Here is a 26755-nt window from a genome sequence, read left to right as displayed (position 1 = left end):
GTTTTGTGATGAACGTTGTTGCGAAGACCGAGACCGGGCGCGCGCTGGGCGATGCATTCGCCGTGGTACGCGACCGTCTGCCGGGCGAGGGCAAGATCGCCGATCAGCGGCGCCAGGCCTTCGAGGCTTATGAACGATCAGGCCTGCCGCATCGTCGGATCGAGGACTGGAAATACACCGACCTGCGCGCGCTGATGCGCGAAGTGCTGCCGCTCGCGGCGTCCCCGGATGATGCCGCGCTGGGCCGTGCCAGGGCCGTCGTAGAGGCCCGCGCGATCGATGGCGTCCGGCGCCTGGTGCTGGTCGACGGCGCGTTCGCGCCTGATCTTTCCGATTGGCAGGATCTGGAGAAAGGGCTCTCGATCAATCCGCTGCGCCTCGCGCTGGAAGCCGGCGACGAGATCGTCGCGACGCAGGCTCTCGCGTCCGATGTCGCCAACCCCATGATCGCGCTGAACGGTGCGATGGCGACCGACGGGGTCGTCATCGACGTCGCCAACGGCACGGTGCTGACCCAACCGCTGCACATCGTGCATGTCGCATCCGGCACCGCGCCGGCCTCGACGTTCACGCGGTCACTGCTCCGGCTCGGCCGCGATACCAGCGTGACGCTGGTGGAGAGTTATCTCGCCGCCGACGGCGCCAAGGCCTACCAGACCCATGACGGACTGGTTGTTGCGATCGGTGACAACGCACGGCTCGATCACGTGCGCCTGGTCGAAGACAGCGTCGATGCCTTCAATATTTCCTCGGCGACGGTGTCGCTCGGCGCGCATGCTCATTTCAACACCTTCGGCCTGACCTCAGGCGGTCATGTTAGCCGCTATCAGCTGACGATCACCTGCGCCGGCGAGGGCTCGACGGTCGAGACCAACGGCGTCAATCTGATCAACGGCACGCAGCACGCCGACACCACGCTGTTCATGGACCACGCGGTGCCGCACTGCGCGAGCCGCGAGATCTTCCGTGCCGTCGTCGACGACCGTGCCCATTCCGTATTCCAGGGCCGCATCATCGTCCGTCCGGACGCGCAGAAGACCGACGCCAAGATGATGACCCGTGCGCTGCTGCTGTCCGACGACGCGGAAGCCGACAACAAGCCCGAGCTCGAGATCTTCGCCGACGACGTCACCTGCGGTCACGGCGCGACCACCGGCGCGCTCGACGAGAGCCTGCTGTTCTACATGCGCGCCCGCGGACTGCCCGAGAAGGAAGCGCAGGCGCTCCTGATCCAGGCCTTCGTCGGCGAGGCGATCGAGACCATCGCCAGCGACGCGTTGCGCGAGGTCGCAATTGCCACCGCGCAGCGCTGGCTTCAGGCGAGGGCGTGAGCATGCACAAGGCGGTCGCCAACGGTAGTTACGACGTCGCACTGGTGCGGCAGGATTTCCCGGCGCTCGCCATGCAGATCTACGGCAAGCCGCTGGTCTATCTCGACAACGCGGCCTCGGCGCAGAAGCCGAATGCGGTGCTCGACCGCATGACCGAGGCCTACAAGAGCGAATACGCCAACGTGCATCGCGGCCTGCATTACCTCGCCAATGCCGCGACCGAGGCCTATGAAGGCGCCCGCGGCAAGGTGGCGAAGTTCATCAACGCCCGCCGCAGCGAAGAGATCGTCTTCACCCGCAACGTCACCGAGGCGATCAATCTGGTGGCGTCGTCCTGGGGCGGGGAAAACATCAAGGAGGGCGACGAGATCGTCCTTTCGATCATGGAGCACCACTCCAACATCGTGCCGTGGCACTTCCTCAGGGAACGCCATGGTGCCGTGATCAAGTGGGCGCCGGTCGACGACGAGGGCAACTTCCTGATCGAGGAGTTCGAGAAGCTCCTGACCCCGCGCACCAAGATCGTCGCGATCACCCAGATGTCGAATGCGCTCGGCACGCTGGTTCCGGTCAAGGACGTGATCCGGCTGGCGCACGCCCGCGGCATCCCGGTGCTGGTCGACGGCGCGCAAGGCGCGGTGCACCTGCCGATCGATGTCCAGGACCTCGATTGCGATTTTTACGCCTTCACCGGACACAAGGTGTACGGACCGACCGGCATCGGCGCGCTCTATGCCAAGCACGAGCATCTGGTGGCGATGCGGCCGTTCAACGGCGGCGGCGAGATGATCCGTGAGGTGGCCAAGGACTGGGTCACCTATGGCGATCCGCCGCACAAGTTCGAGGCCGGCACGCCGCCGATCGTCGAGGCGATCGGGCTCGGCGCTGCGATCGACTACGTCAATTCGATCGGCAAGGAGCGCATCGCCGCGCATGAGCATGAACTGCTGACCTATGCGCAGGATCGCCTGCGCGAGATCAACTCGCTGCGCGTGATCGGAACCGCCCGCAACAAGGGACCGGTGATCTCGTTCGAAATGAAGGGCGCGCATCCTCACGATGTCGCGACCGTGATCGACCGCCAGGGCATTGCGGTGCGCGCCGGCACGCATTGCGTGATGCCGCTTTTAGAGCGGTTCAACGTCACGGCCACCTGCCGTGCATCCTTCGGGATGTATAATACCAGGGAAGAAGTCGACCATCTGGCGCAGGCGCTGATCAAGGCGCGGGAATTGTTCGCATGACCGATACAGCCGAAGTCAAGACGGCCACCATGGAAACCACCTCGGCGCTGCCGGCGGAGGAGACCGAGCGCATGAGCGGCGAGATCGTCGCGGCGCTGAAGACGGTGTTCGATCCGGAAATCCCGGCCGACATCTACGAGCTCGGCCTGATCTACAAGGTCGATCTCAAGGATGATCGCTCGGTCGATATCCTGATGACCCTGACCACGCCGAATTGCCCGGCCGCCGGCGAATTGCCGCAGATGGTGGAGAACGCGGTTGCCAGCGTTCCCGGTGTCGGCGTCGTCAACGTCAATCTGGTCTGGGATCCGGCCTGGACGCCGGACCGGATGTCGGACGAGGCGCGCCTCGTCCTCAATATGTGGTGATTCGTCACAGCGTTTTCGAGCGAAGTGGATGCCGGTTCGCGTGAAGAAAACGCGTCAGAACAAGAGGTAAAGGTTCTGATCAAGTCAGAACCTTTACGGATTGGACTTAGGCTCAAGAAGAACGGCAATTGATTTGCCGCTGGGACTGACCACATGAGTGACATGACGCAAGCTTCACCAACCCCAGCCAAGCCGAAGCGGCCCCGCCCGCAGGTCATGAAACTGACCGATGCCGCCGCGGAGCGGATCAGCGAGCTGACCAAGCGCGCCGACTCGGAGATCGTCGGGCTGCGCGTCGGCATCAAGAACGGCGGGTGCGCCGGACAGTCCTATACCGTCGAATACGCCCACGAGATCCGCCCGACCGACGAAGTGGTCGAGGACAAGGGCGTGAAGATCCTGGTCGATCCGAAGGCCGTGCTGTTCCTGCTCGGCACCGAGATGGACTATGTGGCCGACAAGATGCAGGCCCAGTTCGTGTTCAACAACCCGAACCAGATCTCCGCGTGCGGTTGCGGCGAATCGGTGCAGCTCAAGCCGGCCACGGTCTGACAGCATCGTCCCGGCCAAGTGCGCAATTGCGCGCGGGGGCCGGGACGCAATAACCACCAGCATTGATTGTTGATCCGATCGTCGTCCATACTGCCTTGTCGAGAGGCTGCGGCGTATGGGTCGCGGCCCCTCGTGCGCAATTGCGCACTCGGCCGGGACGCGACGGTGGGCACATGGACCGCGAATTCCTCACCGACCTGTTCGCCGATTTCGGCCCGGTGACGCTGCGCCGGATGTTCTCCGGCTACGGCATCTCGGCTGACGGCACCAATTTCGCGCTGGCCCTGCGGGCTGGGCTCTACTTCCGTGCCGACGAGGAGACCATTCCGCAATTCGAGGCGGAAGGCTGCGGGCCGTTCCAGTATCAGACGCGTTCCAAGACGGTGACGGTGAACTCCTACTGGCAGCTGCCGGCACGGCTGTTCGATGATTCGGAAGAACTCGCGGTCTGGGCACGGTCGGCGCTCGGCGCCGCCCAGCGCGCCGCGCTGCGCAAGCGGCCGAGGAAACGAGCGGCCGCGCGGACGGCGAAGGCGCCCGCGAAGAAGGCTACTGCAAGGAAGGCTGGCAAGAAAGCGGCTGCGAGAAAGGCGGTTGCGAAGAGGCCGTCGGCGAAGAAGAAGCGATCGGCAAGGAAGCGCTCCTCATCGTGAGGCAGCCAATCCATCCACGTCATTGGGAGCGAAGCGAAGCAACCCATGATTCCGCATATGCGGTTGCGGTGAATTGCTTCGCTTCGCTCGCAATGACGGTGGAGGCAGTTGAGCGAGCAGATCACGCCACGCGGGTCTGGATCTCGGTGCTGTATTCGGGATCGGCCTCGCAGATCACACGGTTGCGGCCGGCGCGCTTGGCGGCATAGAGGCAAGCGTCGGCGCGCTCGATCAGCGAGTCGGTATCGTCGGACGGCTTTAGCATGGAGACGCCGACCGAGATCGTGACACGGCCGAGGATCTCGCCAGTCGACTTCTTCTTCAGCTCCTTGGCCATCACGGCGCGGCGGATGTGGTCGGCGACCGTCAGCGCCTGCCGCAGCGCCGTGTTGGGCAGCACCACGGCGAATTCCTCGCCGCCATAGCGGGCGGTGATGTCCTGGCCCTTGATGTTCTGCTTCAGCGACTGCGCCACCAGCCGCAGCACCTGGTCGCCGGTGAGATGGCCGTAGGAGTCGTTGAACGACTTGAAGTGGTCGATGTCGAACATCAGGAGCGACAGCGGCTCGCCGCTGGCGAGCGCGGCCTGCACCGCCATGTCGATCGAGCGGTCGAAATATTTCCGGTTGCCGAGGCCGGTGAGCGGATCGGTCAGGCTCTCGGCGCGGATCGCCTCGAGGCTGTGTTGCAGGTCGCTGATCTCCGACTTCGACAGCGCGAGCCGGTTCTCCAATGCCTGATTGGTCTCGCGCATCTCGCGTGTCGATTTTGCCAGGCTATCGACGATTGCCTTGATGTGATCGCGGGTGGTCGCGCTCGCGAGCTTGTCGCTGGCGCCGACGAGGCTGGCGTCATAGGTTGCGGACACGCCGAGCGCGTCGGTGATCAGCTTCATGACGGCGTCGATCTCGCCGATGACGCGCGCGCCGACCTTGTCGATACGGTCCGAGGTCTTGATGTGCGAAAGATAGGTCTCGTAGATCTGCTCGAGATCGGATTCAGAGAGCTTGCCGCTGCGCGCCAGCGTCTCGTTGATGACCTTGTTGAGCGGCGCGTTGTATCCGGTCGCGTAGACGTACCAGATTTCGTAGTTGCGGGGGACGGCGGTCTGGCGAAGCGAGCGGATCTGGCCAAGTGCGACTTCGGCAAAGGCCAACGTACGTTCGTGTTCGTCCAGCAGCTTGACCACTGTCACGCCCTCAATGCACGCAATGCCGATTAAGCCCGGCAGCAATGACTAAACTATTGGGGCGAGGGTACGGGACGAGAGTGAAGGCAAGGTAAATAGTGGAACTACGGGGAAGCCGGCTGCGACGACCATGCGGCGCGCCCGATGCTTGTCCGTCTTGAGCGGCACTTTCGGACGCTCTTCGTTTGCCCGCATTGCGATGCGAAAACTGCGCGCATTTGCATCAAACGCCGGGAATCGACGTGTGCACCGGTCGCGGGCGGCAACAGAGATTGGCTGGACTACCGCCGCTGGCGCGGCGGCGTCGGAGCAGGCCTTACGCGCGTGCGCGCACAGGTCGCAGCAGGAAGGCGGGCAGGTGCGAATGATCGGCGGGCTCGTGGTCCACCTCGCGCTGCGGCCGCCGTGGCTCGGCACGCCCGATCGACGGTACGTGCGACGGAGCGGCCTGCGGAGCCGAATTGCGGCCGTGGCGCGGTTCACGCTCCGGCTTCGCTGCGCGCTCTTCGCGGGGCTGCCGCTCGCGACGCGCTTCGCGTTCACCGTGACGCGGCTCGCGCTCACCGTCACGCGGCTCGCGTTCACGTCGCGGCTTGCGGCCGCCACGGGCGCCGTCGCGCGAACCTTCGCGGCTGCGCGAGCGGCGCGGCGCGGCGTCCTCGTCGGAGCCCTCGCTGTGAACGGTGTAGTCGCCCTCGGCGCGCGGGATCGGCTGGCCGATCAGCTTCTCGATCGCAGTCATCGATTTGCTATCGAGCGAGGTGACGATGGAGATCGCGGTGCCGGTGCGTCCGGCGCGGCCGGTACGGCCAATGCGGTGGACGTAATCGTCCGGGTGGTGCGGGACGTCGAAATTGAAGACGTGGCTCACCGCGGGAATGTCGAGACCGCGGGCGGCGACGTCGGAGGCGACGAGCAGCGGAATCTCGCCCTTGCGGAATTGATCGAGGGCCGCGGTGCGGGCGGATTGATCCATATCACCGTGCAGGGCGCCGACACTGAAGCCGTGCTTCTGGAGTGATTTGTGAAGGACGGCGACTTCGCGCTTGCGATTGCAGAAGATAATCGCGTTGTTGAGATCCTTGGCGTCGCGCAGCAGGCGGCGGAGGATCTCGCGCTTGTCATGCGCTTCGCGGCCGGCCGGGACCTGCAATTGCGTGACGGTGACGGCGGTGGTCGCGGGTTTGGAAACTTCGATCCGGGCCGGATTGTGCAGGAAGGCCTCGGTGATGCGGCTGATCTCCGGGGGCATCGTCGCGGTGAAGAACAGGGTTTGCCGCGTGAAGGGGACGAGCTTGCAGATGCGTTCGATGTCGGGAATGAAACCCATGTCGAGCATGCGGTCGGCTTCGTCGATCACCAGCAGCTCGACGCCGGTGAGCAGCAATCCGCCGCGTTCGGTGTGGTCGAGCAGGCGGCCGGGCGTTGCGATCAGGACGTCGACGCCACGCATCAGCTTGGAGTCCTGGTCGCCGAACGAGACGCCGCCGATCAGCAGCGCCACGTTCAATTTCTGACCGGCGCCGTATTTGTCGAACTGCTCCTTGACCTGCGCGGCAAGCTCGCGGGTCGGCTCGAGGATCAGGGTGCGGGGCATCCGTGCCCGCGCGCGGCCCTTCTCGAGCAGAGTGAGCATCGGGAGAACGAAGGCAGCGGTCTTGCCGGTGCCGGTCTGGGCAATGCCGAGGACGTCGCGCCGGGCGAGGACGTGCGGGATTGCCTGTTCCTGGATGGGAGTGGGGGTGGTGTAACCGGTGGCCGCAACTGCGGCGAGGACCTTATCGGACAGGCCTAGATTGGAAAAAGACATTGAGCCTCTGGTCGAAACCGCCGTTCGGAATCGAAGGTAAAAGGCTGTCGCGTTCGGCCCCGAAACGGCTCGCTTTTCTATAAAGCTCGGGGGCTCTGACTAACGCTGACGGACGGCAAACCTGACGAATCGCGTTTCGATCCGAGGGCCGCGTTGCCTCGCAACATAGGGGCGAAACCGGTAAAGTCAATCTTGGAACCGGCCGGATAGCCCAAAAAGCTTAACGTTTTGACTGAAATAAGCGTCTTTTTCGTCATTTGGCGGTCAAATGAATCACGACCCTCGCCCCGGACGGCGAAGCCGCCGCGGGGGCTTCCACGCTGTTTTTCATCCTGAATTCGCCGGGCGTCAGGCCTTCGGATGCGCCGAATATCCGGTAGAAGGTGGCAAGGCTGCCGAACCCGCAGGTGAGGGCGATGTCGGCGATCGGCCGCGGCGGCTTCTGGCAAAGCAGCCTTCGGCTCTCGCGCAGGCGCTGGGCGGTGACGGTCTGCGAAAAGCTCGTCCCGGTCGCTTCGAACAAAACGTGCAGGTAGCGCACCGAGACGCCGAGCATCTCGGCGACCATGCTTGGCGACAGCGCCGGCTTTGCCAGGTGACGCGTGATCAGGCGGCGCGCGAGGCTGAGCCGGCCGACGCGCAGCGCCTGCTGCGCGCGGCGGCTGCCCGGCCTGATCGCGCCGCGCTCGATCAGCGCAAGGTCCGCCACGATCTTGACCAGCGCAGGAATGCGCGCGGTACCACCGGCCTCTGTCGCTTCCTTGAAGTCGGCGAGGCAGGCTTCGAGCAGCGGCGCCCAGCCGCGATTACCGGTCGCCGGTGATCCCTGACGGCCAGGCCCAGATGCCGGGATTTGATCCGCCCGCAGGTCCGCGGCATCGAGAGGAATGCGCGTCGCGCCTGTAGCTGGCGTTTCCTGGCTGTGATCCCCGTGCTTACCGCGCATCGTGACTGATCCCTCGCTCTGCATGAGAGCGCGCGTCGCCGGTAAGGAAATTTGCGGTGCCGAACCCGGACGAAGCGCCGCAGTGGTTCTGGCGAAATGGCCGGAAAATATCTTCTCAATGCGCGCAGGCTGATCACTTCGGTTCAGCGAAGGTCGGATCGCGCGGCGGTGTGAAGTTCAAGACGGTGAAGGGGGCGCGGCCAAGCTTCGGCAAATTGCGAGCGCGGTGTCCCGGCCAGTCCGGACGGGCGCTCAGGCCGTTTGCGCGCGGTAGTCGCCCGGCGTCATGGACTCGGATGCATTGAACAGGCGGTAGAAGGTCGCAAGGCTCTCGAAGCCGCAGGCAAAGGCGACCTCGGCGATCGTTTGCCTCGGCTGCTCGCGGAGCAGGCGGCGGCTTTGTTCGAGCCGGAGCGTGGTGACGGTCTCCGAGAAGCTCATCTCGGTCTCCTCGAACAGGATGTGCAGGTGACGGACCGAGATGCCGAGCAGGCCAGCAATCAGGGTTGGCGACAGCGCCGCACGCGCCAGATGGCGCCGGATCAGGCGGCGGGCCAGCGACAAATGGGCGGTTCGCAAGGCCTGCTGCGCGAGCCGGCTCTTCGGCCGCATGATGCCGCGCTCGATCAGCGCGATATGGGCAAGCGCCTGCACCATTGGAGCCGTGCCCGCCGCCGCAGCATCGCCGCCTTCGATGAGGTCACGGAAGCATGATTCCAGCAGGGTCCGCAGCGCGGTCTCATCCTGCATGGGCCTGGGGACGAGTTCGCCGAGCTCGGCGCCCGGCGGGACGATGTTCGTCACCGGGACCTTGATGATGCGCAGGTGGAAGCCGTCATCGTGCAGCGGGACAGTGCGATAGGGCAGGTCCGAATAGCTGGTCGCGAACATGCCGTCGCGAACGGCGAATTCATCGAGCCGCGCGCCGCCGAACCAGCCGCCGCCGCCGAGCTGCTGGTAGATGCACAGGCTGTCGCTGGCCGCGTCGGCGATGTCGCCCGTGCGCCGCTCGACGCGGTACGGCGAGGCGCGCAACTCGACCAGCCCGGCATCGCCGAGCTTGCGCAGCGAGAATTCGCCGAAGAAGTCGCGGCGCCGGTCGGCTTCCAGCTCGGCGGTGACGCCGAACAGCCCCTTGGCGCGGACCTCGCGCCAATAGTCGAAGCGATCCTTGGGATCGACTTGATCAGTAGACCATGTGTGCACGGAAAAGCCGTTGCGACGTGCGGAGAGCTCGAGCCGGATGAAAGCACGAATCTATCACGCGGGCCGTAAAAAGAAACTTGACCTAAGACAAATCGGACCCCTCATTTCGGCCTGGCGTGGCCGGCCGGAACGGCCGCCCGCGGTCGGCCTTGAACCGGCCAAACGGCTGCTCCGACTATTAGGCGGCGGTCGTATGGGCGGCGTACTTGTGGTGCAGGCGGGAAAACGGGATGAAGAGTTGGCTTTCGAGAGTTTCGGCGATCCTTTGGGCAGTTGCATTTGTCGCATTGGCCGCGCCCGCCCAGGCCGAAAAGCGCGTCGCGCTCGTGATCGGCAACAATGACTACAGGAACGTGCCCAGGCTGCAGAAGGCGGTCAACGACGCCCGCGCCATGGGCGATACGCTGAAGCAGCTCGGCTTCAGCGTCATGGTGGCCGAGAACCTCAACCGGCAGGCGTTCTCCGAGACGCTGCTCGCGTTCGACCGCGCCGTGGAACCCGGCGACACCGCGTTCTTCTTCTATGCCGGCCACGGCTTCGAGATCGCCGGCCAGAATTTCCTGCTGCCGACCGACGTCCCGGCCGCCACCGAAGGGCAGGAGGAATTGGTGCGCGACGCCTCCGTTCTCGCCGACCGCATCGTCGAGCGTTTGCAGAACAAGAAGGCGCGGACCTCGATCCTGGTGTTCGACGCCTGCCGCAACAATCCGTTCGAGCGCGCCGGCACACGCGCGGTCGCCGGCGGCGGTGGCCTCGCGCCAATGACGCAGCTGCCGGAGGGCGTGTTCTCGGTGTTCTCGGCGGGGCCGCGCCAGACCGCGCTCGATCGTCTTTCGAACGACGACGCCAATCCCAATTCGGTGTTCACGCGGACCTTCGCCAAGGAGTTGCTGCAGCCCGGCGAGAATCTCGTGCAGGTCGCGCAGCGCACGCGGCGCCTGGTCAGCGAGATGGCCGAGACCGTGAAGCACAAGCAGATCCCGGTCTATTTCGACCAGATGGTCGACGACGTCTTCCTGAACGGGATCGCCAAGGGGCAGGCCGAGGCGGCCAAGCCGTCCGCGCCGCCGCAGCAGGTGGCCGCGCTGCCGCCGGTCGCGGTGCCGAAGCTGCCGAAGGAGGATTCGATCAACGCGCCGATCGCGAGCTTCTCGCGGCACAATGGCGGCTGGACCGTGGTGTTCTCGATCGCCGATCCGACGCTCGGGATTTCCTGGCGGATCGGCGATAGCGGCGATTTCCGCGAAACCGGCTTCATCGACACGCTCGATCCGCGCACGCGCAAGCGGATGCCCAATCCGTCGGTCGAGCTGCCGGCCGATGCGCCGGCCGCCACGATCGAGATACGCTATGTCGATACCCAAGGCGTGATGCAGGGGCCGTTCCCGATCAAGTTCGATCCCGACGCCGCGCTGATCCGCGACCAGCGCAAGATCCTCGACATGACCGCGACCAGCTGGCTGTCATTCCGCGAGTTCAACGGGCTGCTGGTCTACTATACGCACCTGATGTCGTATCGCTGCGCGATCCGCGAGGTGCGCATCGGCATCGACACCGCGGTGCCGGACAAGGTCCTGAAGATGCCATCCTGCAATTCGCGCGATCCCAGCGCGATCCCGTCCGACGCGCAGCCCTATCTGAAGCTTGCGCCGCAGACCAAGGCGGTCTCGGTCGAGCTGACCTATCGCGACGGCAGCGTGTCGGAAATCAAGACCTTCAGGCGTTAGCCTTGCATCCTTGCCGCCCGATCCGCGTTACAATCGGGTCCTGAAGGGCGAGGCAGCGGTGAGGACAGCATCATGGACGCAGGCAATCCGGCAGGGCCGAACACGCGTCAGATCAGGGTCCGCTGCTGCGTGGTCGGCGGCGGGCCGGCCGGCATGATGCTTGGCTATCTGCTCGGACGTGCCGGGGTCGATGTCGTGGTGCTGGAGAAGCACGCCGACTTCTTCCGCGATTTCCGCGGCGACACCGTGCATCCGTCGACCCTGCAGGTGATGGACGAACTCGGCCTGATCGACGGCTTCCTGAAGCTGCCGCATCAGGACATTCAGACGCTCGACGGCATGTTCGGCGGCACCTCGGTGCGGATCGCCGACCTCCGCCGCCTCAGCGTCAAATACCCCTTCATCGCGATGATGCCGCAGTGGGACTTCCTCAATTTCCTGCGCGAGAGCGGCAGGCGCTTCCCTTCGCTGAAGGTGCTGATGAAGGCCGAGGCGACCGATCTGATCCGGCGCGGCGACGCTGTCGCGGGCGTGCTTGCAAACACGCCCGATGGCCCGGTTGAGATCGAAGCGGATCTCACCATCGGCTGCGACGGACGTCATTCGATCGTGCGCGAGCGCGCCGGGCTCGACGTCGAGGAGATCGGCGCGCCGATGGACGTCTTGTGGTTTCGCGTCGGGCGGCGTCCGGATGAAACCGAGAATCTGTTCGCGCGCGTCGAGCACGGCAAGATGATGGTGACGTTCGATCGCGGCGACTACTGGCAATGCGCCTATGTGATCGCCAAGGGCCAATATGAGGCCGTGAAGGCGAGGGGATTGCCGGCGCTGCTCGACGACGTGCTGCGGCTGGCGCCGATCCTCAAGGCCGGCATTGCCGACGTGAAGAGCTTTGACGACGTCAAGCTGCTCACGGTCGCGATCAATCGCCTGACGCGCTGGACCCGTCCCGGCCTGCTCTGCATCGGCGACGCCGCGCATGCGATGTCGCCGATCGGCGGCGTCGGCGTCAACCTCGCGGTGCAGGACGCCGTCGCGACCGCCAACATCCTGGCGGCGAAGCTCGTTCACGGCGTGCCGTCGGAAGACGAACTCGATGCGGTGCGGCGGCGCCGCGAACTCCCGGTGCGCGTGACGCAGCGCATGCAGGTGATTGCGCAGAACAACATCATCAGCGCGGCGCTGAAGGCCGGCGATCAGCCGGTGCCGTTGCCGCTGCGGTTGATCACGGCAATGCCCTGGCTGCAGGGTCTCACCGCGCGTCTGGTCGCCATCGGGGTGCGGCCGGAGCACGTGCATTCGCCGGCCGCGGGCTGAAACGCGCGTCGCGCGACCGGAAGAGAGCTCGTCTTTTTCAGGCCATCACCGAATAGCCGCCGTCGACGGGGATCGCGGTGCCGGTGACGAAGTCCGACGCCGGCGAGGCCAGGAACACGGCGATGCCGGCGAAGTCGTCGATCGCGCCCCAGCGTGCCGCCGGCGTGCGCGCAAGCACACGCTCGTGCAGCCCGGCCACCTGCTGGCGCGCGCCCTTGGTCAGGTCGGTATCGATCCAGCCGGGCAGGATGGCGTTGACCTGGACGTTGTCGGGAGCCCAGGCATTGGCGCAGGCGCGGGTGTACTGCACGATGCCGCCCTTGCTCGCGGCATAGGCGGCGGCGAAGCTCGCACCGAATATCGACATCATCGAGCCGATATTGATGATCTTGCCGTGGCCCGACGCCTTGAGCGCCGGATAGGCCGCCTTCGAGCACAGGAATGCGCTGGTGAGGTTGGTGTCGATCACCTTGCTCCATTCCTCGAGCTCGAGCTCGTGCGGAGGCTTGCGGATGCTCATGCCGGCGTTGTTGACGAGGATGTCGATCCGACCGAGCTCACGAACGACCCGTTCGACCATTGCGGCGACGGCGGCCCTGTCGGTCACGTCGGTTGTCACCGCGATCGCCTTGGCGCCGCGCTTGCCGAGATCCTCGACGGCGGCCTTCGACTTCGCCTCGTTGCGGCCGACCACGGCAACCGCCGCGCCGGCGTCCGCCAGGCCGCGCGCCATGCCAAGCCCGATGCCGCCATTGCCGCCGGTGACGATGGCGACCCGGCCCGAGAGATCAAACTGTCCGTTTTTCATTGTTGTTGTCCGCTGAGGTTTGAACCGGGCGCGAGAGTGCCCGATCATCACGGCGCTGACCAGATCGGCCACAGCCGGTCCGCCCTGCGCCGGCGGGCGCGCAGGCCTGTTCGCGAAGCTGTTCGGGCAACAAAAAAGCCCCGGACAATGCCGGGGCTTTTGGTCTGCTATCTCAGCAGGGATCAGTACGCAGCTCAGTACTTGGCGACAACCGGACCGGTCCAGTTGAAGCGGTAGACCAGCGAGGTGCTGATGGTCTGGACAAGCGGCTTGAAGGTGATGTCGCGGCCGTTCGAGATGTTGGTGCCGTCGACCAGCTCGGAGATGTTCTTGTTGTCGTAGTAAGCGGCGCGATATTCGGTCTTCATGAACCAGCCCGGCGCGGTGATGCCGAAGATGTTCAGGTTGTTCTCGACGCCGCCGCCGACGAACCAGCCGCCGCGATCGAAGTCGTTGGTGTGCAGACCCGAGGGAAGCGCGGTCGCGGTGTTGAACAGCGTGGTGCCCTTCCAGTGCGAGCTGGAGTAACCGGCGTTGACGTAGGACAGGACGTTCGGCGCGATCAGGTAGCCGAGGCGCGCACCAGCGGCCCAGCTGTAGTCGTTCTTGATGTTGCCGGCGACGAACGGACCCTGATCCTGGATCGTGCCTTTCAGGCTGCCGAACTGACCGTCGGCGAACACGCCGATGACCCAGCTGTTGGCGGTCTGCCAGTCGTAACCGGCGCCGACGGTGCCGTACCAGCCATCGCCGCCCTGGCGCTGGTTGAAGCCGAGGATCGGCGCGCCCGTGACGGTCGACTGAACGCCGGTGTCAGCGTCCCAGACGCCGCCACCGCCACCGCCGAAGATGTAGAAGCCGGTCCAGCTCGGAGCGACCGGGAGCGGGGCAGGAGCCTTGGTGTAGGGGCGGGCGGCCAGGTCGGCAGCCGACGCCGAGGCCGTCATCGCAGCAACCGCGGTCAGAGCGAGCAAAATCTTCTTCATATCCAAATCCTCGACTTAGCGTTCGATCAGGTCGCTCAGGGGAGTGCGCTGGCACCGATTCCCGAAACTCATGGTCGGACTATACGTGGTTCCACCGGAAATGCTGTTGCTGGTGGGACACAACCGGCCGAAAACGAAGCCGCTGGGGCTCTCCGAACAGGCAAATGGCAACGGCCGCCCCCAATCTGGAAGCGGCCGGAAACTCATTTCAGATCAATGGGGTGGATCTAGACGTCGAGCAGATCGTCGCTGGCGAATTCGGCCTTGTCGGAGATGAAGGCAAAGCGCGCTTCGGCCTTGGTTCCCATCAGCCGTTCGACCGAGTCGGCGGTGCCCTCGCGATCGTCGGCCAGCAGCACCACGCGCAGCAGCGTGCGCTTGGCCGGATCCATCGTGGTTTCCTTCAGCTGCGCCGGCATCATCTCGCCGAGGCCTTTGAAGCGATTCACCTCGACCTTGGCATTGGCATTGAATTCGCTCTTCAGCAGCTCATCCTTGTGCGCGTCGTCGCGGGCGTAGATCGACTTGGTGCCGTGCTTCAGCTTGTAGAGCGGCGGAACCGCCAGATAGAGGTGGCCCTCGTCGATCAGCCGCGGCATCTGCCGGTAGAAGAAGGTGATCAGGAGCGATGCGATATGCGCGCCGTCGACGTCGGCGTCGGTCATGATGATGATGCGCTGGTAGCGCAGATCCTCTTCGCGGTAATGCGCGAGCGTGCCGCAACCGATCGCCTGCACGAGGTCGGAGAGCTGCGCGTTGGCGGTCAGCTTGTCCTTGCCGGCAGAGGCGACGTTGAGGATCTTGCCGCGCAGCGGCAGCACGGCCTGCGTCTTGCGGTCGCGCGCCTGCTTGGCGCTGCCGCCGGCCGAGTCACCTTCAACGATGAAGAGCTCAGAACCTTCGGTACCGGCATCGGAGCAATCGGCGAGCTTGCCGGGCAGACGCAGTTTCTTGCCGGCGGTCTTGCGCGCGGTTTCCTTTTCCTGGCGGCGGCGCAGCCGCTCCTCGGCGCGATCAATCACGAAATCGAGCAGCCGGTTGGCCTGGTTGGGATTGCCTGACAGCCAGTGGTCGAACGGGTCCTTCATCGCCTGTTCGACGATGCGCTGCGCTTCGGCAGTGGCGAGGCGGTCTTTCGTTTGGCCCTGGAATTCAGGCTCGCGCACGAACACCGAGAGCATGACGGCCGCGCCCACCATCACGTCTTCCGAGGTGATGGAGGCCGCACGCTTGCCCTGGCCCGCGCGTTCGGCGTGGTCCTTGAGGCCGCGCAGCAAAGCGCTGCGCAGGCCGGATTCATGCGTACCGCCGTCGGGTGTCGGCACCGTGTTGGTGTAGGACGACAGGAAGCCGTCGGCATCGGCCGTCCAGGCCACGGCCCATTCGCAGGCGCCATGCGCGCCGCTGCGGCCGGATTTGCCGGAGAAGATATCCTGATGCACCAGGGTGTCGGCGTGGATCGCAGCGGCCAGATAATCCTTCAGCCCGCCGGGGAAGTGGAATTTGGCTTCCGCCGGGACGTCTTCGACGCCCTTCAACAGTTCCTGGTCGCAGTGCCAGCGAATCTCGACGCCGCCGAACAGGTAGGCCTTCGAGCGCGTCATCTTGAACAGGCGTTGCGGCTTGAACGCCGCCTTGGCGCCGAAGATGTCGGTGTCCGGCTTGAAGCGAATGCGCGTGCCGCGGCGGTTGTTGACCTTGCCGAGGTCTTCGAGCTTGCCCTTGGGATGGCCGCGCTCGAAGGTCATGCGGTGCAATTGCCCGCTGCGCGCAACCTCGACCTCGAGTCGCGAGGAGAGGGCGTTGACCACGGAGACGCCGACGCCGTGCAGACCGCCCGAGGTCTCGTAGACCTTGGAGTCGAACTTGCCGCCCGAATGCAGCGTGCACATGATGACTTCGAGCGCCGACTTCTTCGGGAATTTCGGATGTGGGTCGACCGGAATGCCGCGGCCATTGTCGGTCACGGTCAGGAAGCCGTCGGCGGTCAGCTCCACGTCGATGAAGGTGGCGTGGCCCGCGAGCGCCTCATCCATGCAGTTGTCGATCACCTCGGCGAACAGGTGGTGCAGGGCCTTCTCGTCGGTGCCGCCGATATACATGCCGGGGCGCCGGCGGACCGGTTCCAGCCCCTCCAGCACCTCGATGTCAGCCGCCGTATAGCCGGCTTCCGCGCCTCCAGCGGATCGCGAAGCAGCCTTCGCCGGGGCGCGGCCCTTCGGCTCCGGGGCTTCGAACAGATCGTCGGCAGATTTGCTTTTGGCGTTCGATTTCAATGATTTGGCCATGGTTCTTCAAGTGGCGCGCCGGTCACGGCGCGGCGAATCGGTTGCTCTGACTATGCCACGGATGGGCTGCCAATGGGGACGGCCGCGCCCTGGAGCCCGGCCATCCCCATAGATAGGAGACCGCGATTACGCCTTCGAGGTACGGAACACAACGACCGTGAACAGGGCCATGGCGGCGACCACCAGCAGTGACCCGACAATCGGCGCGGCCTCGAACGAAGGGCCCTTGAGGAGGACCACGGACACTCCGGCCGGAAACAGGATTCCGCCGACGATATGCAGCCACCCCTGGATCCTGGCGAGCAGCATGCTGCCCGCTTCCGGCGCCAGCCGGTAGTAGAGGCCGAACAGGAACAGCAGCACGCCGCCGACCAGATTGAGATGCGCATGCGCCGGTCCCAACGTGAAGTCGTGCTGGATTCCCATGGCGATGCCCGCGAGCATTCCGAACAGCAGGACGAGAACGCTCACGCACATCATCAGTGACCCGATCATCCAGTATTTCCTTTTTCTTGTGAGGGAGATGCCAGCCAGCCCGGCGGCGGGGCCTTACGGGAAATCACGTTCGATCCCCGCCTTTGTGACTTGATGTCACGCAATCGGCTGGCTTACCTGTTCTTAGGCTGCGTGCCGCTAGAAAGGTTCATTCGAGGTTCAACGGAGCGGGAAGGCACACGACGAGATGGAAGACCTTGCGCGGGCCCTGGCCGAATTCGTGCGCCATCACCAGGCCTGGGCCGCTCCGATCGTCATGCTGCTGGCGTTCGCTGAATCGCTCGCCTTCATTTCATTGCTGGTTCCGGCCTGGGGCGCGCTGGTCGCGATCGGCGCCCTGATCGGCGTCAGCGGGATCAGCTTCTGGCCGATCTGGATCGCGGGCGGCGTCGGCGCTGCACTCGGCGACTGGGTCTCCTACTGGTTCGGCTATCGCTACAAGGAGCAGGTCGCGCAGATGTGGCCGCTGTCGCGCTACCCGGAGATCCTGCCGCGCGGCGAGGCCTTCGTGAAGAGCTGGGGCGTGCCCAGCATCTTCATCGGCCGCTTCTTCGGCCCACTGCGCGCCTCGGTGCCGCTTGCGGCCGGCATTTTCGAGATGTCGTACTGGCAATTCCAGATCGCCAATTTCGTTTCCGCGCTGGTCTGGTCGGCGGCGCTGCTGTTGTTCGGCGACGTCATTGCGCATGCCATCGAGTGGGTGTGGCGGGTGGTGTAGCAAGGTCTGGAATAAGACCAACCTGCAGGGGTTAGGCGGGAGGACAACCGCTCGCGCCGTCGTCATCGCGCGAGCATCGAAACGCTGATACAACCGCGCCCACCAGGCGCGAATTCATCGGGCGCAGCTTCACTGGGAGGACACCACATGGAATTGACACGACGTCATGCTCTCACCGGCGCTGCCGGCATCGCCGCTTCACCGTTGCTATCAGCCGTTCCTGCGGGTGCCGCAGCGCCCGCGGCCGACAAGCAGGCACCGAGCTTCTATCGCTACAAGGTCGGCGACATCCTCGTCACCGTGGTGTCCGACGGCAAGAACGTCTTCAAGCTGGAAGATTCGTTCATCCCCAATGCGAAGCGGGACGACGTCAACGCGGCGCTGGAGAAGGCGTTCATGCCGCGCGACATGATGACGATCTGGTTCGCACCGCTGGTGCTCAACACCGGCGGCAAGCTGGTGGTGATCGACACCGGCAATGGCGCGCTGGCGAAGGCCAGCACGAAGGGCGCCAATGGCCTGTTCGCCGACAATTTCGTCGCCGCCGGCTTCGATCCCAAGAATGTCGACATGGTCGTGATCTCGCACTTCCACGGCGACCACGTGAACGGCCTCTTGACCGCCGAAGGCACGCCGGCATTCCCGAATGCCGAGGTGCTGGTGCCGGCGACCGAGTGGAAGTTCTGGATGGACGACGGCGAGATGAGCCGGGCGCCGGCCGGCCGCATGCAGGGCCTGTTCAAGAACAACCGCAATATCTTCGAGGCCGGCCTGAAGAAGAAGGTCACGCCCTACGAGTGGGGCAAGGAGATCGCGCCGGGCCTGACCTCGGTTGAGACCGTCGGCCACACGCCGGGTCATACCTCCTACGTGCTGGCCTCCGGCTCGGACAAGGTCTTCATCCAGTCCGACGTCACCAACAATCCGAACCTGTTCGCGACCAACCCCGGCTGGCATGCGTTCTTCGACCAGGACGGCGACGTGGCGGAGAAGACCCGCCGCCGCATCTACGACATGGTGGTTGCCGAACGCCTCCAGGTGCAGGGCTTCCACTATCCGTTCCCGGGCCTCGGCCATGTGGTGAAGGACGGCAGCGGCTATCGCGTCGTGCCGGCACCGTGGAATCCGGCGATCTGAACGGTTTTTCTTGACGTCAAGGGGGCGCGGCCTTATAGCCGCGCCCATGATCAACGCCGCGACCATCATCATTGCCCGCCGCCGCCGCCGCATTATCGCGGTATGGGCGGTCGCTCGCGTTTAAGACCATCGCCTCTGCCGCCGGACCTGATCCTGCGGCGCTCTCCTGAAAAAGACACGCGGTTCGATCTGGCGGCTCCTTCGTCATGCAGGAGCTTTGACCATGTATACGCCACCGCCCTTCAAGCCTGACCGCGCCGCGAGCCTTGCCTTCGCGGAAGCGCGCGGTTTCGGCATCGCCTGCGCGTGGGATGGCGGCAAGCCGATCGCCTCCGCGCTCCCGTTCTATCTGACCTATGCCGCCGACGGCACACCGCAGGCGCTGTTTCATGTTGCCCGTCACAATCCGCTGGTAAAGCTGGCGGGTGGCACGTCCTGGCTGCTGGCCGTTACCGGCGCCGACGCCTATGTTTCGCCGGACTGGTACGTGTCACCCGATCAGGTGCCGACTTGTGCATCTGACCGGGCCGGTGCGGACGTTGTCGGATGACGAGCTTGCCGTTCAGATCGACGCACTGAGCGCCAAGTTCGAGGACCGGCTGCTGCCGAAAAAGCCGTGGGTGTCGGGCAAGATGACCGCCGCGAGGCTGGAAACCATGAAGAAGGCCATCGTGGGCCTCGAGATGATGGTGGAAGAGGTGGAGGGCAGCTTCAAGCTGAACCAGCACAAGTCTGAAACCGATTTCGCCGCGGTCGGCAACACGCTCGCTTTGCAGGCCGAAGCCGGTGCCCGGGACATCGCGGCCTTGATGCGCGAGGTGCGCCCGCAGGCTTTCGCGATGATAAAGACCGAGATGACTACGCTTCCGAGGAGCGAGCAATGACGAAGAAGAAAATCGGAATTTTGGGCGCGTCCGGCTACACCGGCGCCGACGCGGTGCGCCTGTTGGCGCGGCACCCGAATGCCGAAATCACCGCGCTTACCGCTAACACCCATGCCGGCAAGACGATGAGCGAGGTGTTTCCTCACTTCTTCATGCTCGACCTGCCAAAACTCGTGGAATGGGAAAAGGTCGACTGGACGCGGCTCGATGCCGTGTTCTGCGGACTGCCGCACGGGACGACGCAAGAGATCATCGCCGCGGTGCTCAAAGCCAATCCCGGAATCAAGATCCTCGATATGTCCGCGGATTTCCGGCTGCGCAACAAGGACAGCTATGCGCAATGGTACGGCCATGAGCACCGGGCGCTCGAATTGCAGGACGAGGCGGTCTATGGGCTGACCGAACTCTACCGGGAGGAGGTCACGGCCGCGCGGCTGGTAGCCTGTCCCGGCTGCTATCCGACGGCGGTGCTGCTGGCGCTTGTTCCGCTGGCGAAGGCAAAGCTGATTGACGTCGACGACATCATCATCGACGCAAAGTCGGGCGTCACCGGCGCCGGACGCGGACTGAAGCAGAACACGCTGTTCAGCGAGGCCGGCGAAGGGTTGTCGCCCTATTCGATCGGAAGCCATCGACACTCGGCGGAGATTGAGCAGGAGATTGGCGCGGCCGCTGGCTCGGCTGTGACGGTGAACTTCACCCCGCATCTCATTCCGATGGCGCGGGGTGAGTTCTGCACATCCTATGTCAAGCTCAACGGGGCTACGCCGGACGATTTGCGCGCCGAGCTGGAAAGGGCCTACGCCAACGAGCCGTTCGTATATGTGACGAAGAAGGATGTGCTGCCACAGACGCAGAACGTGCGTGGTTCGAATTATGTTCAGATCGGCGTCGTCGCCGACCGGATCAAGAACCGCGCCATCGTGCTCTCGACGCTCGATAATCTTGTGAAGGGTTCGGCCGGACAGGCGATCCAGAACATGAACCTGATGTTCGGCTTGCCCGAAACCACCGGACTGGAGCAGATCGCGCTGTTTCCATGAGCGGGGGTTGTTGTCGCTGGCGAGGGGCGCTCAATCTAGGGATAACTGCCCATCCCCGTTGGCGGCGCAGGCGCGGCCAGATGTGTTAAACGAAACGAACGAGCTCGAAAGGAACGTGCCATGACCCTCACCGACACCAACCAACCGAAAACCAAGAGCGGTGCGACCAAGGCCACCGTGTTCGTCGATGGCGCGTCCGGCACGACCGGCCTCGGTATCCAGGAGCGGCTGCTCTCGATCGGCGACGTCGCGGTGAAGCACATCGCCGAGGACAAGCGGAAGGACGCCGGTGCCAAGCGCGCGCTGATGGAGGAGGTGGATCTCGTGATCCTCTGCCTGCCTGACGAGGCTGCCAAGGAGACCGTGGCGCTGATCGACACGATGGGCAATGCCGCGCCGAAAGTGCTCGACGCCTCGACGGCCTATCGCGTTGCGCCCGACTGGGCCTATGGTTTCCCCGAGCTCGCGCCCGACCAGGCCGACAAGATCCGTAACGCGAAGAAGGTCTCCAATCCGGGTTGCTATCCGACCGGCGCGATCGCGCTGCTGCGGCCGATCGTCGACGCCGGCCTGCTACCGGCGGATTATCCCGTCACCGTCAACGCGGTGAGCGGCTATTCGGGCGGCGGCAAGTCGATGATCGCCAGCTTCGAGGACGGCTCCGCGCCGGCCTTCGAGCTTTACGGCCTCGGCTTCGAGCACAAGCATGTCCCGGAGATGCAGCTTTACTCGCATCTGACGCGGCGGCCGATCTTCATCCCGTCGGTCGGCAACTACCGGCAGGGCATGCTGGTCTCGGTGCCGCTGCAGCTCGACGCACTGCCGGGCAAGCCTGATGGTGCCGATCTGCAGGCGGTTCTGGCGAAATGGTACGCCGGCAGCAAATATGTCTCGGTGATGCCGCTGCAGAACGAAGCCGCCAAGGGCGGGCGGCTCGAGCCGGAAGCGCTCAACGAGACCAACCAGCTCGAGCTCTACGTGTTCGCCAGCGACAAGCACCGTCAGGCGGTGCTGGTCGCGCGGCTCGACAATCTGGGCAAGGGCGCCTCGGGTGCCGCGGTCCAGAACATGCGGCTGATGCTCGGGCTGGCCGACAGCTGACGGCGAAGCGGATCGTGGACGACGCCACGCTGCAATTCTATCGGCGCAATGCCGAGGCCTATGCCGGGTGGGCGAAAGCGCCGTCCACCCGGCTGATCGGCTTTCTGAAGCTGCTGCCGCCGGGCGGCGCGATCCTCGAACTCGGCTGCGGCGCGGGCAATCATGCCGCGGTCATGCTCGCCGAAGGCTTCGTGCTGCGTGCGACCGACGGGTCGCCCGAGATGGCCGAGGTCGCGGCGCGCCGCATCAATCACCCCGTCGAGGCGATGCTGTTCGATGAGCTCGAGGACCGCGAAGCCTATGACGGCGTCTGGGCCAGCGCCTGCCTGCTGCACGTGCCGCGCGACGAATTGACCGGCATCATCGGCCGGATCCATCGGGCGCTGAAACCCGGTGGCGTTTTCTACGCGAGCTACAAGATCGGCCATGGCGATGGCCGCGATAGCATCGGCCGTTACTACAATTATCCCGCGGCCGACTGGCTCGCCGCGACCTACGCCGCGTCAGGGGCGTGGACGCAAGTCTCGTCCGACACCAGCGAGATCAAGAGCTTTGACGAGGCGCCCGCGACGATGCTGCATATCGTGGTGCGCAAGAGCGGGTAGTTGGTGCCGCGCCGGCGCGGCTGTCGCCGCAACCGGCGGGAATATCTGGATCAGACGATCTTGAAGATCGCGAGCGCCAGCACCGCCTGGGCGAGGAAGCCGACCGTGAAAGCCAGGGTGCGGAACACCGGCAGACCGAGCGTGTACACGATCAGGTGGGCGACGCGGGCCCAGAAATAGACGGCGCAGGCCAGCACGGTCCATTTGGTGGAATAGTCGGCCGCATTGAGGATCAGGACCAGCGGCGCGAAGATCACGAGGTTCTCGACCGCGTTGTCATGGGCGAACATCAGCCGGTTGGCCCATTCCGCGTGCGGCTTGTCGTTGCGCGAGGGGTTACCCATGGCGCCGGAGAGGCCGCGCACCTGGCAGCGGTTGATGATGTAGGGGATCCACAAGAGCCCGGTCAGGATCACCGTCAGCGACAGCCAGAACAGTTCGCGCGTCATCGTCTCCCCCTCACGTGAATTCGATTCCCGACCGTCGGGACCGTCTGTTTATAGCTGAGCGGGAGACTTGGCGCTACGCGCGGACGCGGACATAGCTGCCCGGGGCGTCCTCGAGCACCTGCGTGCCGTTGGAGCCGACCATGCGCGCCGGGACCGTCTCCGGATCATGGCTTTCCAGCCAGCCGCGCCAGTCGGGCCACCACGAGCCCTTGTGCTCCTCGGCGGCCTTCAGCCAGTCGGCGAGCTTCATGTCCTTGATGTTGTCGTTGGTCCAGTACTGGTACTTCTTCGACGCGGGCGGATTGACCACGCCGGCGATATGGCCGGAGCCGGACAGCACATATCTCACCGGACCGCCGAAGAACTGCGAACCGTAGAGCACCGATTCCGCCGGCGCGATGTGATCCTCGCGGGCGGCGAGGTTGTAGACCGGCACCTTCACCTTCGACAGATCGAGCAGCGTGTTGTCCAGCACCATGGTGCCGGTCGACAGCCGGTTCTCCAGATAGCAGTTGCGCAGGTAGTAGGAGTGGTTCGACGACGGCATCCGCGTCGCATCCGAATTCCAGTGCAGCAGGTCGAACGAGGAGGGCGTCTGGCCCTTCAGATAATTGTTCACGACATACGACCAGATCAGGTCGTTCGAGCGCAGCATGTTGAAGGCCATCGCCATCTTGCTGCCCTCGAGCACGCCGGATTCCTGCATGTCGCGTTCGAGCGCCGAGATCTGGTCCTCGTCGACGAACACCAGCAGATCGCCGGCATGGGTGAAGTCGACCTGCGCGGCAAAGAACGTCGCCGATGTCACACGCTGGCGGCGCTTCTCGGCGAGATAGGCGAGCGTCGAGGCGAGCAGGGTGCCGCCGACGCAATAGCCGGCGGTGTGCACCTTCATCTCGCCGGTGACCTTCTCGATCACGTCCATCGCCGTCAGCGGGCCTTCGGTCATGTAGTCGGCCCAGGTCTTCTTGCCGAGCTCCTTGTCCGGATTGACCCAGGAGATCACGAACACCGTGATGCCCTGGTCGACGCACCATTTGATGTAGGATTTCTCGGGGCGCAGATCGAGGATGTAGAACTTGTTGATCCAGGGCGGCACGATCAGCAGCGGCGTGCGCAGCACGTTCTCGGTCGCCGGCGAATACTGGATCAGCTGCATCAGCTCGTTCTGGAAGATCACCTTGCCCGGCGTCGTCGCCATGTTGACGCCGACCTCGAGATTGCTCGAGTCGGACTGGCGGATCCGCAGCGTGCCGTGGCCGGCCTCGATATCCTCGGCCAGCATCTTCATGCCGCGCACCAGATTGTCGCCATTGGTCTCGACGGTGGCGCGCAGCACCTCCGGATTGGTCAGCACGAAGTTCGACGGCGCCAGCGCGTTGGTGATCTGCTGGACGTAGAATTCGGCCTTCTTGCGCGTGTGGGGATCGATCCCGTCGGCGTCATGGACCAGCTGCTGCGCCCATTTTGAGGTCAGCAGATAGAGCTGCAGGATGAAGTCGAAGAACTGGTTCGACTTCCATTCCGGATCCTGGAAGCGCTTGTCGCGCGGGGCCGGGGCGATCGCCGGCCTGGCATCGGCCTCGCCGGCCATGCGGCGCACCGCTGAGCCCCAGAGGTCGAGGTAGTCCTTGCCGAGCTGCATCTGCAGCGACGAGGCGCGCTCCTTGTCGGACAGCCAGTATTCGGCGATCACGCTGAAGGTCTTGATCACCTCACCGAGCTCATTCGGCGGCTTGTCGCGGACTTCTCCCGTCTGGCGCGGCTTGAGATAGGCTGCCAGCGCCTGGCCGCTGCTCTCCATCGCCCGCGCGATGTTCATGGCGAAGGCTTCCGCGTTGAATTTCGGGGTGGTCTGGGTGTCGATACTAACGTTGCTCATCTGCGGTACATTATCGCGTCGTTTGGAGGGCGTCATCGCGCGGTGCGGCAACGCAAATCAGTCAAAATCCAGCATTTCGCTCTGTTGCGGTGCGAGAAAAAATCTTTGTTCCGTCATATTGAAGCCTCAGGGGTCGCTTTTGGTGTTCCCGCTTTAAGCGTTTCGGGCGACAATGGTTTGAAACGCTAAAGTCGAAATTAACGCAGCGGGGACGCTGCAAGGCTCGTACCAGTGCGACCCGTGTCGGCAACGTGCGACGTGCGCGCTAGCTTGTTGGGGACAATTCGGCGCATGCCGATCGATCGAATGAACAGGGGGCTCGCGGCCGCAGTGCTGCTCGCGTCGTTGGTGGCGCTGAGCGGGTGCTCGAGCACGATCGCCGATATGACGATGCCGGCCGATGCGCCGGCGCGGGAAAAGGATGCCGGCGGCTACCTGCCGGTCCATGATCTTCCGCCCGACCGCGCCGATCCGACGATCAAGCCGGCGGACCAGGCCAAGATCGAGCAGGAGCTGATTGCCGCGCGCGCGCGCCAGGCCTCGACGGCCGCCCAAAGCGGGAAGTAGCGCCCGACAAACGGCCGATCAGCGCTGGCGCCGCCCGGTGTCCGTGCTAAAAGAAACCCAGTTCAACCGCAGATCCGGCCGCAGCCCCCAGATCGTGCGCCTGAATTCGCTCTAAGTCATTGATTCAGTGCGATTTCTGTCAGAGGCCGAGCCGGCTTCCGCAAACTGGACCAAGGGGGTCGATTCTGGCATCGCGGTTGTCGGAGCAAGGGTCCCATGGAAGATTTTTACCGCATTCGCCGTCTGCCGCCTTACGTCTTTGAGAAGGTCAACCAGGCCAAGGCGGCCGCGCGCAACGCCGGGGCCGACATCATCGACATGGGCATGGGGAACCCGGACCTGCCGACCCCGCCGCATGTGATCGAGAAGCTCAAGGAGACGCTGGGCAAGCCGCGGACCGACCGCTACTCGGCCTCGCGCGGCATCAACGGCCTGCGCAAGGCCCAGGCCGCCTATTATGCGCGCCGCTTCGGCGTCAAGCTCAACCCCGACACCCAGGTGGTTGCGACGCTCGGCTCGAAGGAGGGGTTTGCCAACGTCGCACAGGCGATCACGGCGCCCGGCGACGTCGTGCTGTGCCCCAATCCGAGCTACCCGATCCATGCGTTCGGCTTCCTGATGGCGGGCGGCGTGATCCGTTCGGTGCCCTCGGAGCCGACGCCGCAGTTCTTCGAGGCGGTCGAGCGGGCGATCATCCATTCGATCCCGAAGCCGATCGCGCTGATCGTCTGCTATCCGTCGAACCCGACCGCCTATGTCGCGGACCTCGACTTCTACAAGGACCTCGTCGCGTTCGCGAAGAAGCACGACATCTTCATCCTGTCCGATCTCGCCTACGCCGAGGTGTATTTCGACGAGAACAATCCGCCGCCATCGGTGCTGCAGGTGCCAGGTGCGATCGACGTCACCGTCGAGTTCACCTCGATGTCGAAGACGTTCTCGATGGCCGGCTGGCGCATGGGCTTTGCGGTCGGCAATGAGCGGATCATCGCGGCGCTGGCGCGGGTCAAATCCTATCTCGATTACGGTGCCTTCACACCGGTCCAGGTGGCGGCGACCGCGGCGCTGAACGGTCCCGACGACTGCATCCGCGAGATGCGCGACACCTACCGCAAGCGCCGCGATGCGCTGGTCGAGTCATTCGGCCGCGCCGGCTGGGACATTCCGCCGCCGCAGGCCTCGATGTTCGCTTGGGCGCCGCTGCCCAAGGCGTTCGAGGCGGTCGGCAGCATGCAGTTCGCGACCCTGATGGTGGAGAAATCCGGCGTCGTGGTGTCGCCCGGCGTGGCGTTCGGCGAGCATGGCGAGGGCTATGTCCGCATTGCGATGGTGGAGAACGAGCAGCGCATCCGGCAGGCCGCGCGCGGCGTGCGCCGCTTCCTTGAAAGCGGCATCGAAACGTTGCACAACGTCGTTCCTCTCGCCAACCGACGCTAATCCTTCCAGGTT

At 64.6% G+C, this 26755-nt stretch carries 24 protein-coding genes and 1 pseudogene; 15 read left to right on the top strand and 10 right to left on the bottom strand.

Annotated elements, in window-relative coordinates; translation table 11 throughout:
• Positions 1 to 8: 8 nt before the first annotated feature.
• The 5 genes from sufD to AC1VNY_RS15260 all read left to right on the top strand — a co-directional run bounded on the left by sufD (position 9) and on the right by AC1VNY_RS15260 (position 4148).
• Complete coding sequence (sufD, locus tag AC1VNY_RS15280) at positions 9 to 1331, top strand: Fe-S cluster assembly protein SufD (RefSeq protein ID WP_482405762.1); 1323 nt, start codon at positions 9 to 11, stop codon at positions 1329 to 1331.
• Positions 1328 to 2575, top strand: a complete 1248-nt coding sequence (locus AC1VNY_RS15275; RefSeq protein WP_482405761.1) for a cysteine desulfurase — start codon at positions 1328 to 1330, stop codon at positions 2573 to 2575. Before sufD ends, AC1VNY_RS15275 begins: the two co-directional genes overlap by 4 nt.
• Positions 2572 to 2943: an SUF system Fe-S cluster assembly protein gene (locus AC1VNY_RS15270; RefSeq protein WP_028342143.1), complete on the top strand. Its 372-nt coding sequence runs from the start codon at positions 2572 to 2574 to the stop codon at positions 2941 to 2943. The genes AC1VNY_RS15275 and AC1VNY_RS15270 overlap by 4 nt, the downstream gene beginning before the upstream one ends.
• A 162-nt stretch (positions 2944 to 3105) precedes the next feature.
• The gene (locus AC1VNY_RS15265) at positions 3106 to 3495 is read left to right on the top strand and encodes a HesB/IscA family protein (protein WP_482405800.1); all 390 of its coding nucleotides are present in this window, start codon (positions 3106 to 3108) and stop codon (positions 3493 to 3495) included.
• Between the two features lie 173 nt (positions 3496 to 3668).
• The gene (locus AC1VNY_RS15260; RefSeq protein WP_482405760.1) at positions 3669 to 4148 is read left to right on the top strand and encodes a TfoX/Sxy family protein; all 480 of its coding nucleotides are present in this window, start codon (positions 3669 to 3671) and stop codon (positions 4146 to 4148) included.
• Between the two features lie 121 nt (positions 4149 to 4269).
• Here the strand turns inward: AC1VNY_RS15260 and AC1VNY_RS15255 are convergent, their stop codons facing one another.
• The 4 genes from AC1VNY_RS15255 to AC1VNY_RS15240 all read right to left on the bottom strand — a co-directional run bounded on the left by AC1VNY_RS15255 (position 4270) and on the right by AC1VNY_RS15240 (position 9299).
• Positions 4270 to 5337 carry a GGDEF domain-containing protein gene (locus AC1VNY_RS15255; protein WP_028342140.1) on the bottom strand — a complete coding sequence of 356 codons (1068 nt, stop codon included), beginning with the start codon at positions 5335 to 5337 and terminating at the stop codon, positions 4270 to 4272.
• 316 nt (positions 5338 to 5653) lie between these two features.
• Positions 5654 to 7147, bottom strand: coding sequence for a DEAD/DEAH box helicase (locus AC1VNY_RS15250; protein WP_482405759.1), 1494 nt, complete (start codon positions 7145 to 7147; stop codon positions 5654 to 5656).
• A gap of 253 nt (positions 7148 to 7400) precedes the next feature.
• Positions 7401 to 8093, bottom strand: coding sequence for a helix-turn-helix transcriptional regulator (locus AC1VNY_RS15245; RefSeq protein ID WP_482405758.1), 693 nt, complete (start codon positions 8091 to 8093; stop codon positions 7401 to 7403).
• Between the two features lie 252 nt (positions 8094 to 8345).
• Complete coding sequence (locus AC1VNY_RS15240) at positions 8346 to 9299, bottom strand: helix-turn-helix transcriptional regulator (RefSeq protein ID WP_482405757.1); 954 nt, start codon at positions 9297 to 9299, stop codon at positions 8346 to 8348.
• Between the two features lie 230 nt (positions 9300 to 9529).
• Between AC1VNY_RS15240 and AC1VNY_RS15235 the strand changes: the two genes are divergently transcribed.
• Both AC1VNY_RS15235 and AC1VNY_RS15230 read left to right on the top strand, forming a co-directional pair.
• On the top strand, positions 9530 to 11026 hold the full coding sequence (locus AC1VNY_RS15235; protein WP_482405756.1) for a caspase family protein: 1497 nt from the start codon (positions 9530 to 9532) through the stop codon (positions 11024 to 11026).
• Positions 11027 to 11098: 72 nt separating this feature from the next.
• Complete coding sequence (locus tag AC1VNY_RS15230; protein WP_482405755.1) at positions 11099 to 12343, top strand: FAD-dependent oxidoreductase; 1245 nt, start codon at positions 11099 to 11101, stop codon at positions 12341 to 12343.
• 37 nt (positions 12344 to 12380) lie between these two features.
• Here the strand turns inward: AC1VNY_RS15230 and AC1VNY_RS15225 are convergent, their stop codons facing one another.
• The 4 genes from AC1VNY_RS15225 to AC1VNY_RS15210 all read right to left on the bottom strand — a co-directional run bounded on the left by AC1VNY_RS15225 (position 12381) and on the right by AC1VNY_RS15210 (position 16920).
• Positions 12381 to 13151, bottom strand: a complete 771-nt coding sequence (locus tag AC1VNY_RS15225) for an SDR family NAD(P)-dependent oxidoreductase (RefSeq protein WP_482405754.1) — start codon at positions 13149 to 13151, stop codon at positions 12381 to 12383.
• Positions 13152 to 13345: 194 nt separating this feature from the next.
• On the bottom strand, positions 13346 to 14137 hold the full coding sequence (locus tag AC1VNY_RS15220; protein ID WP_482405753.1) for an outer membrane protein: 792 nt from the start codon (positions 14135 to 14137) through the stop codon (positions 13346 to 13348).
• 227 nt (positions 14138 to 14364) lie between these two features.
• Positions 14365 to 16425, bottom strand: coding sequence for a DNA topoisomerase IV subunit B (parE, locus tag AC1VNY_RS15215; protein WP_028342134.1), 2061 nt, complete (start codon positions 16423 to 16425; stop codon positions 14365 to 14367).
• Between the two features lie 126 nt (positions 16426 to 16551).
• Positions 16552 to 16920, bottom strand: coding sequence for a hypothetical protein (locus AC1VNY_RS15210; protein ID WP_482405752.1), 369 nt, complete (start codon positions 16918 to 16920; stop codon positions 16552 to 16554).
• A gap of 187 nt (positions 16921 to 17107) precedes the next feature.
• On the opposite strand from AC1VNY_RS15210, the gene AC1VNY_RS15205 reads away from it, so the two are divergent.
• The 6 genes and pseudogenes from AC1VNY_RS15205 (at position 17108) to AC1VNY_RS15180 (ending at position 22408) form a co-directional block, all read left to right on the top strand.
• Complete coding sequence (locus tag AC1VNY_RS15205) at positions 17108 to 17638, top strand: DedA family protein (RefSeq protein ID WP_028332199.1); 531 nt, start codon at positions 17108 to 17110, stop codon at positions 17636 to 17638.
• 147 nt (positions 17639 to 17785) lie between these two features.
• Positions 17786 to 18775, top strand: coding sequence for an MBL fold metallo-hydrolase (locus tag AC1VNY_RS15200; protein WP_482405751.1), 990 nt, complete (start codon positions 17786 to 17788; stop codon positions 18773 to 18775).
• Positions 18776 to 18998: 223 nt separating this feature from the next.
• Positions 18999 to 19659 (top strand): annotated as a pseudogene (locus AC1VNY_RS15195) (FMN-binding negative transcriptional regulator).
• Positions 19656 to 20702, top strand: a complete 1047-nt coding sequence (gene argC, locus AC1VNY_RS15190) for an N-acetyl-gamma-glutamyl-phosphate reductase (protein WP_482405750.1) — start codon at positions 19656 to 19658, stop codon at positions 20700 to 20702. The pseudogene AC1VNY_RS15195 and the gene argC (AC1VNY_RS15190) overlap by 4 nt, the downstream one beginning before the upstream one ends.
• A 120-nt stretch (positions 20703 to 20822) precedes the next feature.
• Positions 20823 to 21803: an N-acetyl-gamma-glutamyl-phosphate reductase gene (gene argC / locus AC1VNY_RS15185; RefSeq protein WP_482405749.1), complete on the top strand. Its 981-nt coding sequence runs from the start codon at positions 20823 to 20825 to the stop codon at positions 21801 to 21803.
• A 14-nt stretch (positions 21804 to 21817) separates the two neighbouring features.
• The gene (locus tag AC1VNY_RS15180; RefSeq protein ID WP_482405748.1) at positions 21818 to 22408 is read left to right on the top strand and encodes a class I SAM-dependent methyltransferase; all 591 of its coding nucleotides are present in this window, start codon (positions 21818 to 21820) and stop codon (positions 22406 to 22408) included.
• A 50-nt stretch (positions 22409 to 22458) separates the two neighbouring features.
• Here AC1VNY_RS15180 and AC1VNY_RS15175 read toward each other — a convergent pair whose 3' ends face one another.
• Together AC1VNY_RS15175 and AC1VNY_RS15170 are read right to left on the bottom strand one after the other, a co-directional pair.
• Positions 22459 to 22857, bottom strand: coding sequence for an MAPEG family protein (locus AC1VNY_RS15175; protein ID WP_038386775.1), 399 nt, complete (start codon positions 22855 to 22857; stop codon positions 22459 to 22461).
• A 73-nt stretch (positions 22858 to 22930) separates the two neighbouring features.
• Entirely contained in the window at positions 22931 to 24739 is a 1809-nt protein-coding gene (locus AC1VNY_RS15170) for a PHA/PHB synthase family protein (RefSeq protein ID WP_482405747.1), read from the bottom strand.
• A 291-nt stretch (positions 24740 to 25030) separates the two neighbouring features.
• Here AC1VNY_RS15170 and AC1VNY_RS15165 point away from each other — a divergent pair, with 291 nt between their 5' ends.
• Both AC1VNY_RS15165 and AC1VNY_RS15160 read left to right on the top strand, forming a co-directional pair.
• Positions 25031 to 25306, top strand: coding sequence for a hypothetical protein (locus tag AC1VNY_RS15165; protein ID WP_016842954.1), 276 nt, complete (start codon positions 25031 to 25033; stop codon positions 25304 to 25306).
• Between the two features lie 216 nt (positions 25307 to 25522).
• Positions 25523 to 26743 (top strand): LL-diaminopimelate aminotransferase, encoded by a 1221-nt coding sequence (locus AC1VNY_RS15160; RefSeq protein WP_016842955.1) that lies wholly within the window; start codon positions 25523 to 25525, stop codon positions 26741 to 26743.
• Positions 26744 to 26755 lie beyond the last annotated feature (12 nt).

The organism is Bradyrhizobium ferriligni, from assembly GCF_056837965.1.
Note: the sequence above shows the minus strand (reverse complement) of the source record. Positions and strands in the feature narration are given on the sequence as shown.

Excerpts from the sequence above, each read along its gene's own strand:
- argC (WP_482405749.1), top strand. The coding sequence starts at position 20,823 with ATGACCCTCACCGACACCAACCAACCGAAAACCAAGAGCGGTGCGACC.
- AC1VNY_RS15270 (WP_028342143.1), top strand. The coding sequence starts at position 2,572 with ATGACCGATACAGCCGAAGTCAAGACGGCCACCATGGAAACCACCTCG.
- AC1VNY_RS15175 (WP_038386775.1), bottom strand. The coding sequence starts at position 22,857 with ATGACGCGCGAACTGTTCTGGCTGTCGCTGACGGTGATCCTGACCGGG.
- sufD (WP_482405762.1), top strand. The coding sequence starts at position 9 with ATGAACGTTGTTGCGAAGACCGAGACCGGGCGCGCGCTGGGCGATGCA.
- AC1VNY_RS15160 (WP_016842955.1), top strand. The coding sequence starts at position 25,523 with ATGGAAGATTTTTACCGCATTCGCCGTCTGCCGCCTTACGTCTTTGAG.
- AC1VNY_RS15200 (WP_482405751.1), top strand. The coding sequence starts at position 17,786 with ATGGAATTGACACGACGTCATGCTCTCACCGGCGCTGCCGGCATCGCC.
- argC (WP_482405750.1), top strand. The coding sequence starts at position 19,656 with ATGACGAAGAAGAAAATCGGAATTTTGGGCGCGTCCGGCTACACCGGC.
- parE (WP_028342134.1), bottom strand. The coding sequence starts at position 16,425 with ATGGCCAAATCATTGAAATCGAACGCCAAAAGCAAATCTGCCGACGAT.
- AC1VNY_RS15235 (WP_482405756.1), top strand. The coding sequence starts at position 9,530 with ATGAAGAGTTGGCTTTCGAGAGTTTCGGCGATCCTTTGGGCAGTTGCA.
- AC1VNY_RS15220 (WP_482405753.1), bottom strand. The coding sequence starts at position 14,137 with ATGAAGAAGATTTTGCTCGCTCTGACCGCGGTTGCTGCGATGACGGCC.
- AC1VNY_RS15225 (WP_482405754.1), bottom strand. The coding sequence starts at position 13,151 with ATGAAAAACGGACAGTTTGATCTCTCGGGCCGGGTCGCCATCGTCACC.
- AC1VNY_RS15205 (WP_028332199.1), top strand. The coding sequence starts at position 17,108 with ATGGAAGACCTTGCGCGGGCCCTGGCCGAATTCGTGCGCCATCACCAG.
- AC1VNY_RS15250 (WP_482405759.1), bottom strand. The coding sequence starts at position 7,147 with ATGTCTTTTTCCAATCTAGGCCTGTCCGATAAGGTCCTCGCCGCAGTT.
- AC1VNY_RS15230 (WP_482405755.1), top strand. The coding sequence starts at position 11,099 with ATGGACGCAGGCAATCCGGCAGGGCCGAACACGCGTCAGATCAGGGTC.
- AC1VNY_RS15260 (WP_482405760.1), top strand. The coding sequence starts at position 3,669 with ATGGACCGCGAATTCCTCACCGACCTGTTCGCCGATTTCGGCCCGGTG.
- AC1VNY_RS15170 (WP_482405747.1), bottom strand. The coding sequence starts at position 24,739 with ATGAGCAACGTTAGTATCGACACCCAGACCACCCCGAAATTCAACGCG.
- AC1VNY_RS15245 (WP_482405758.1), bottom strand. The coding sequence starts at position 8,093 with ATGCGCGGTAAGCACGGGGATCACAGCCAGGAAACGCCAGCTACAGGC.
- AC1VNY_RS15265 (WP_482405800.1), top strand. The coding sequence starts at position 3,106 with ATGACGCAAGCTTCACCAACCCCAGCCAAGCCGAAGCGGCCCCGCCCG.
- AC1VNY_RS15210 (WP_482405752.1), bottom strand. The coding sequence starts at position 16,920 with ATGATCGGGTCACTGATGATGTGCGTGAGCGTTCTCGTCCTGCTGTTC.
- AC1VNY_RS15165 (WP_016842954.1), top strand. The coding sequence starts at position 25,031 with ATGCCGATCGATCGAATGAACAGGGGGCTCGCGGCCGCAGTGCTGCTC.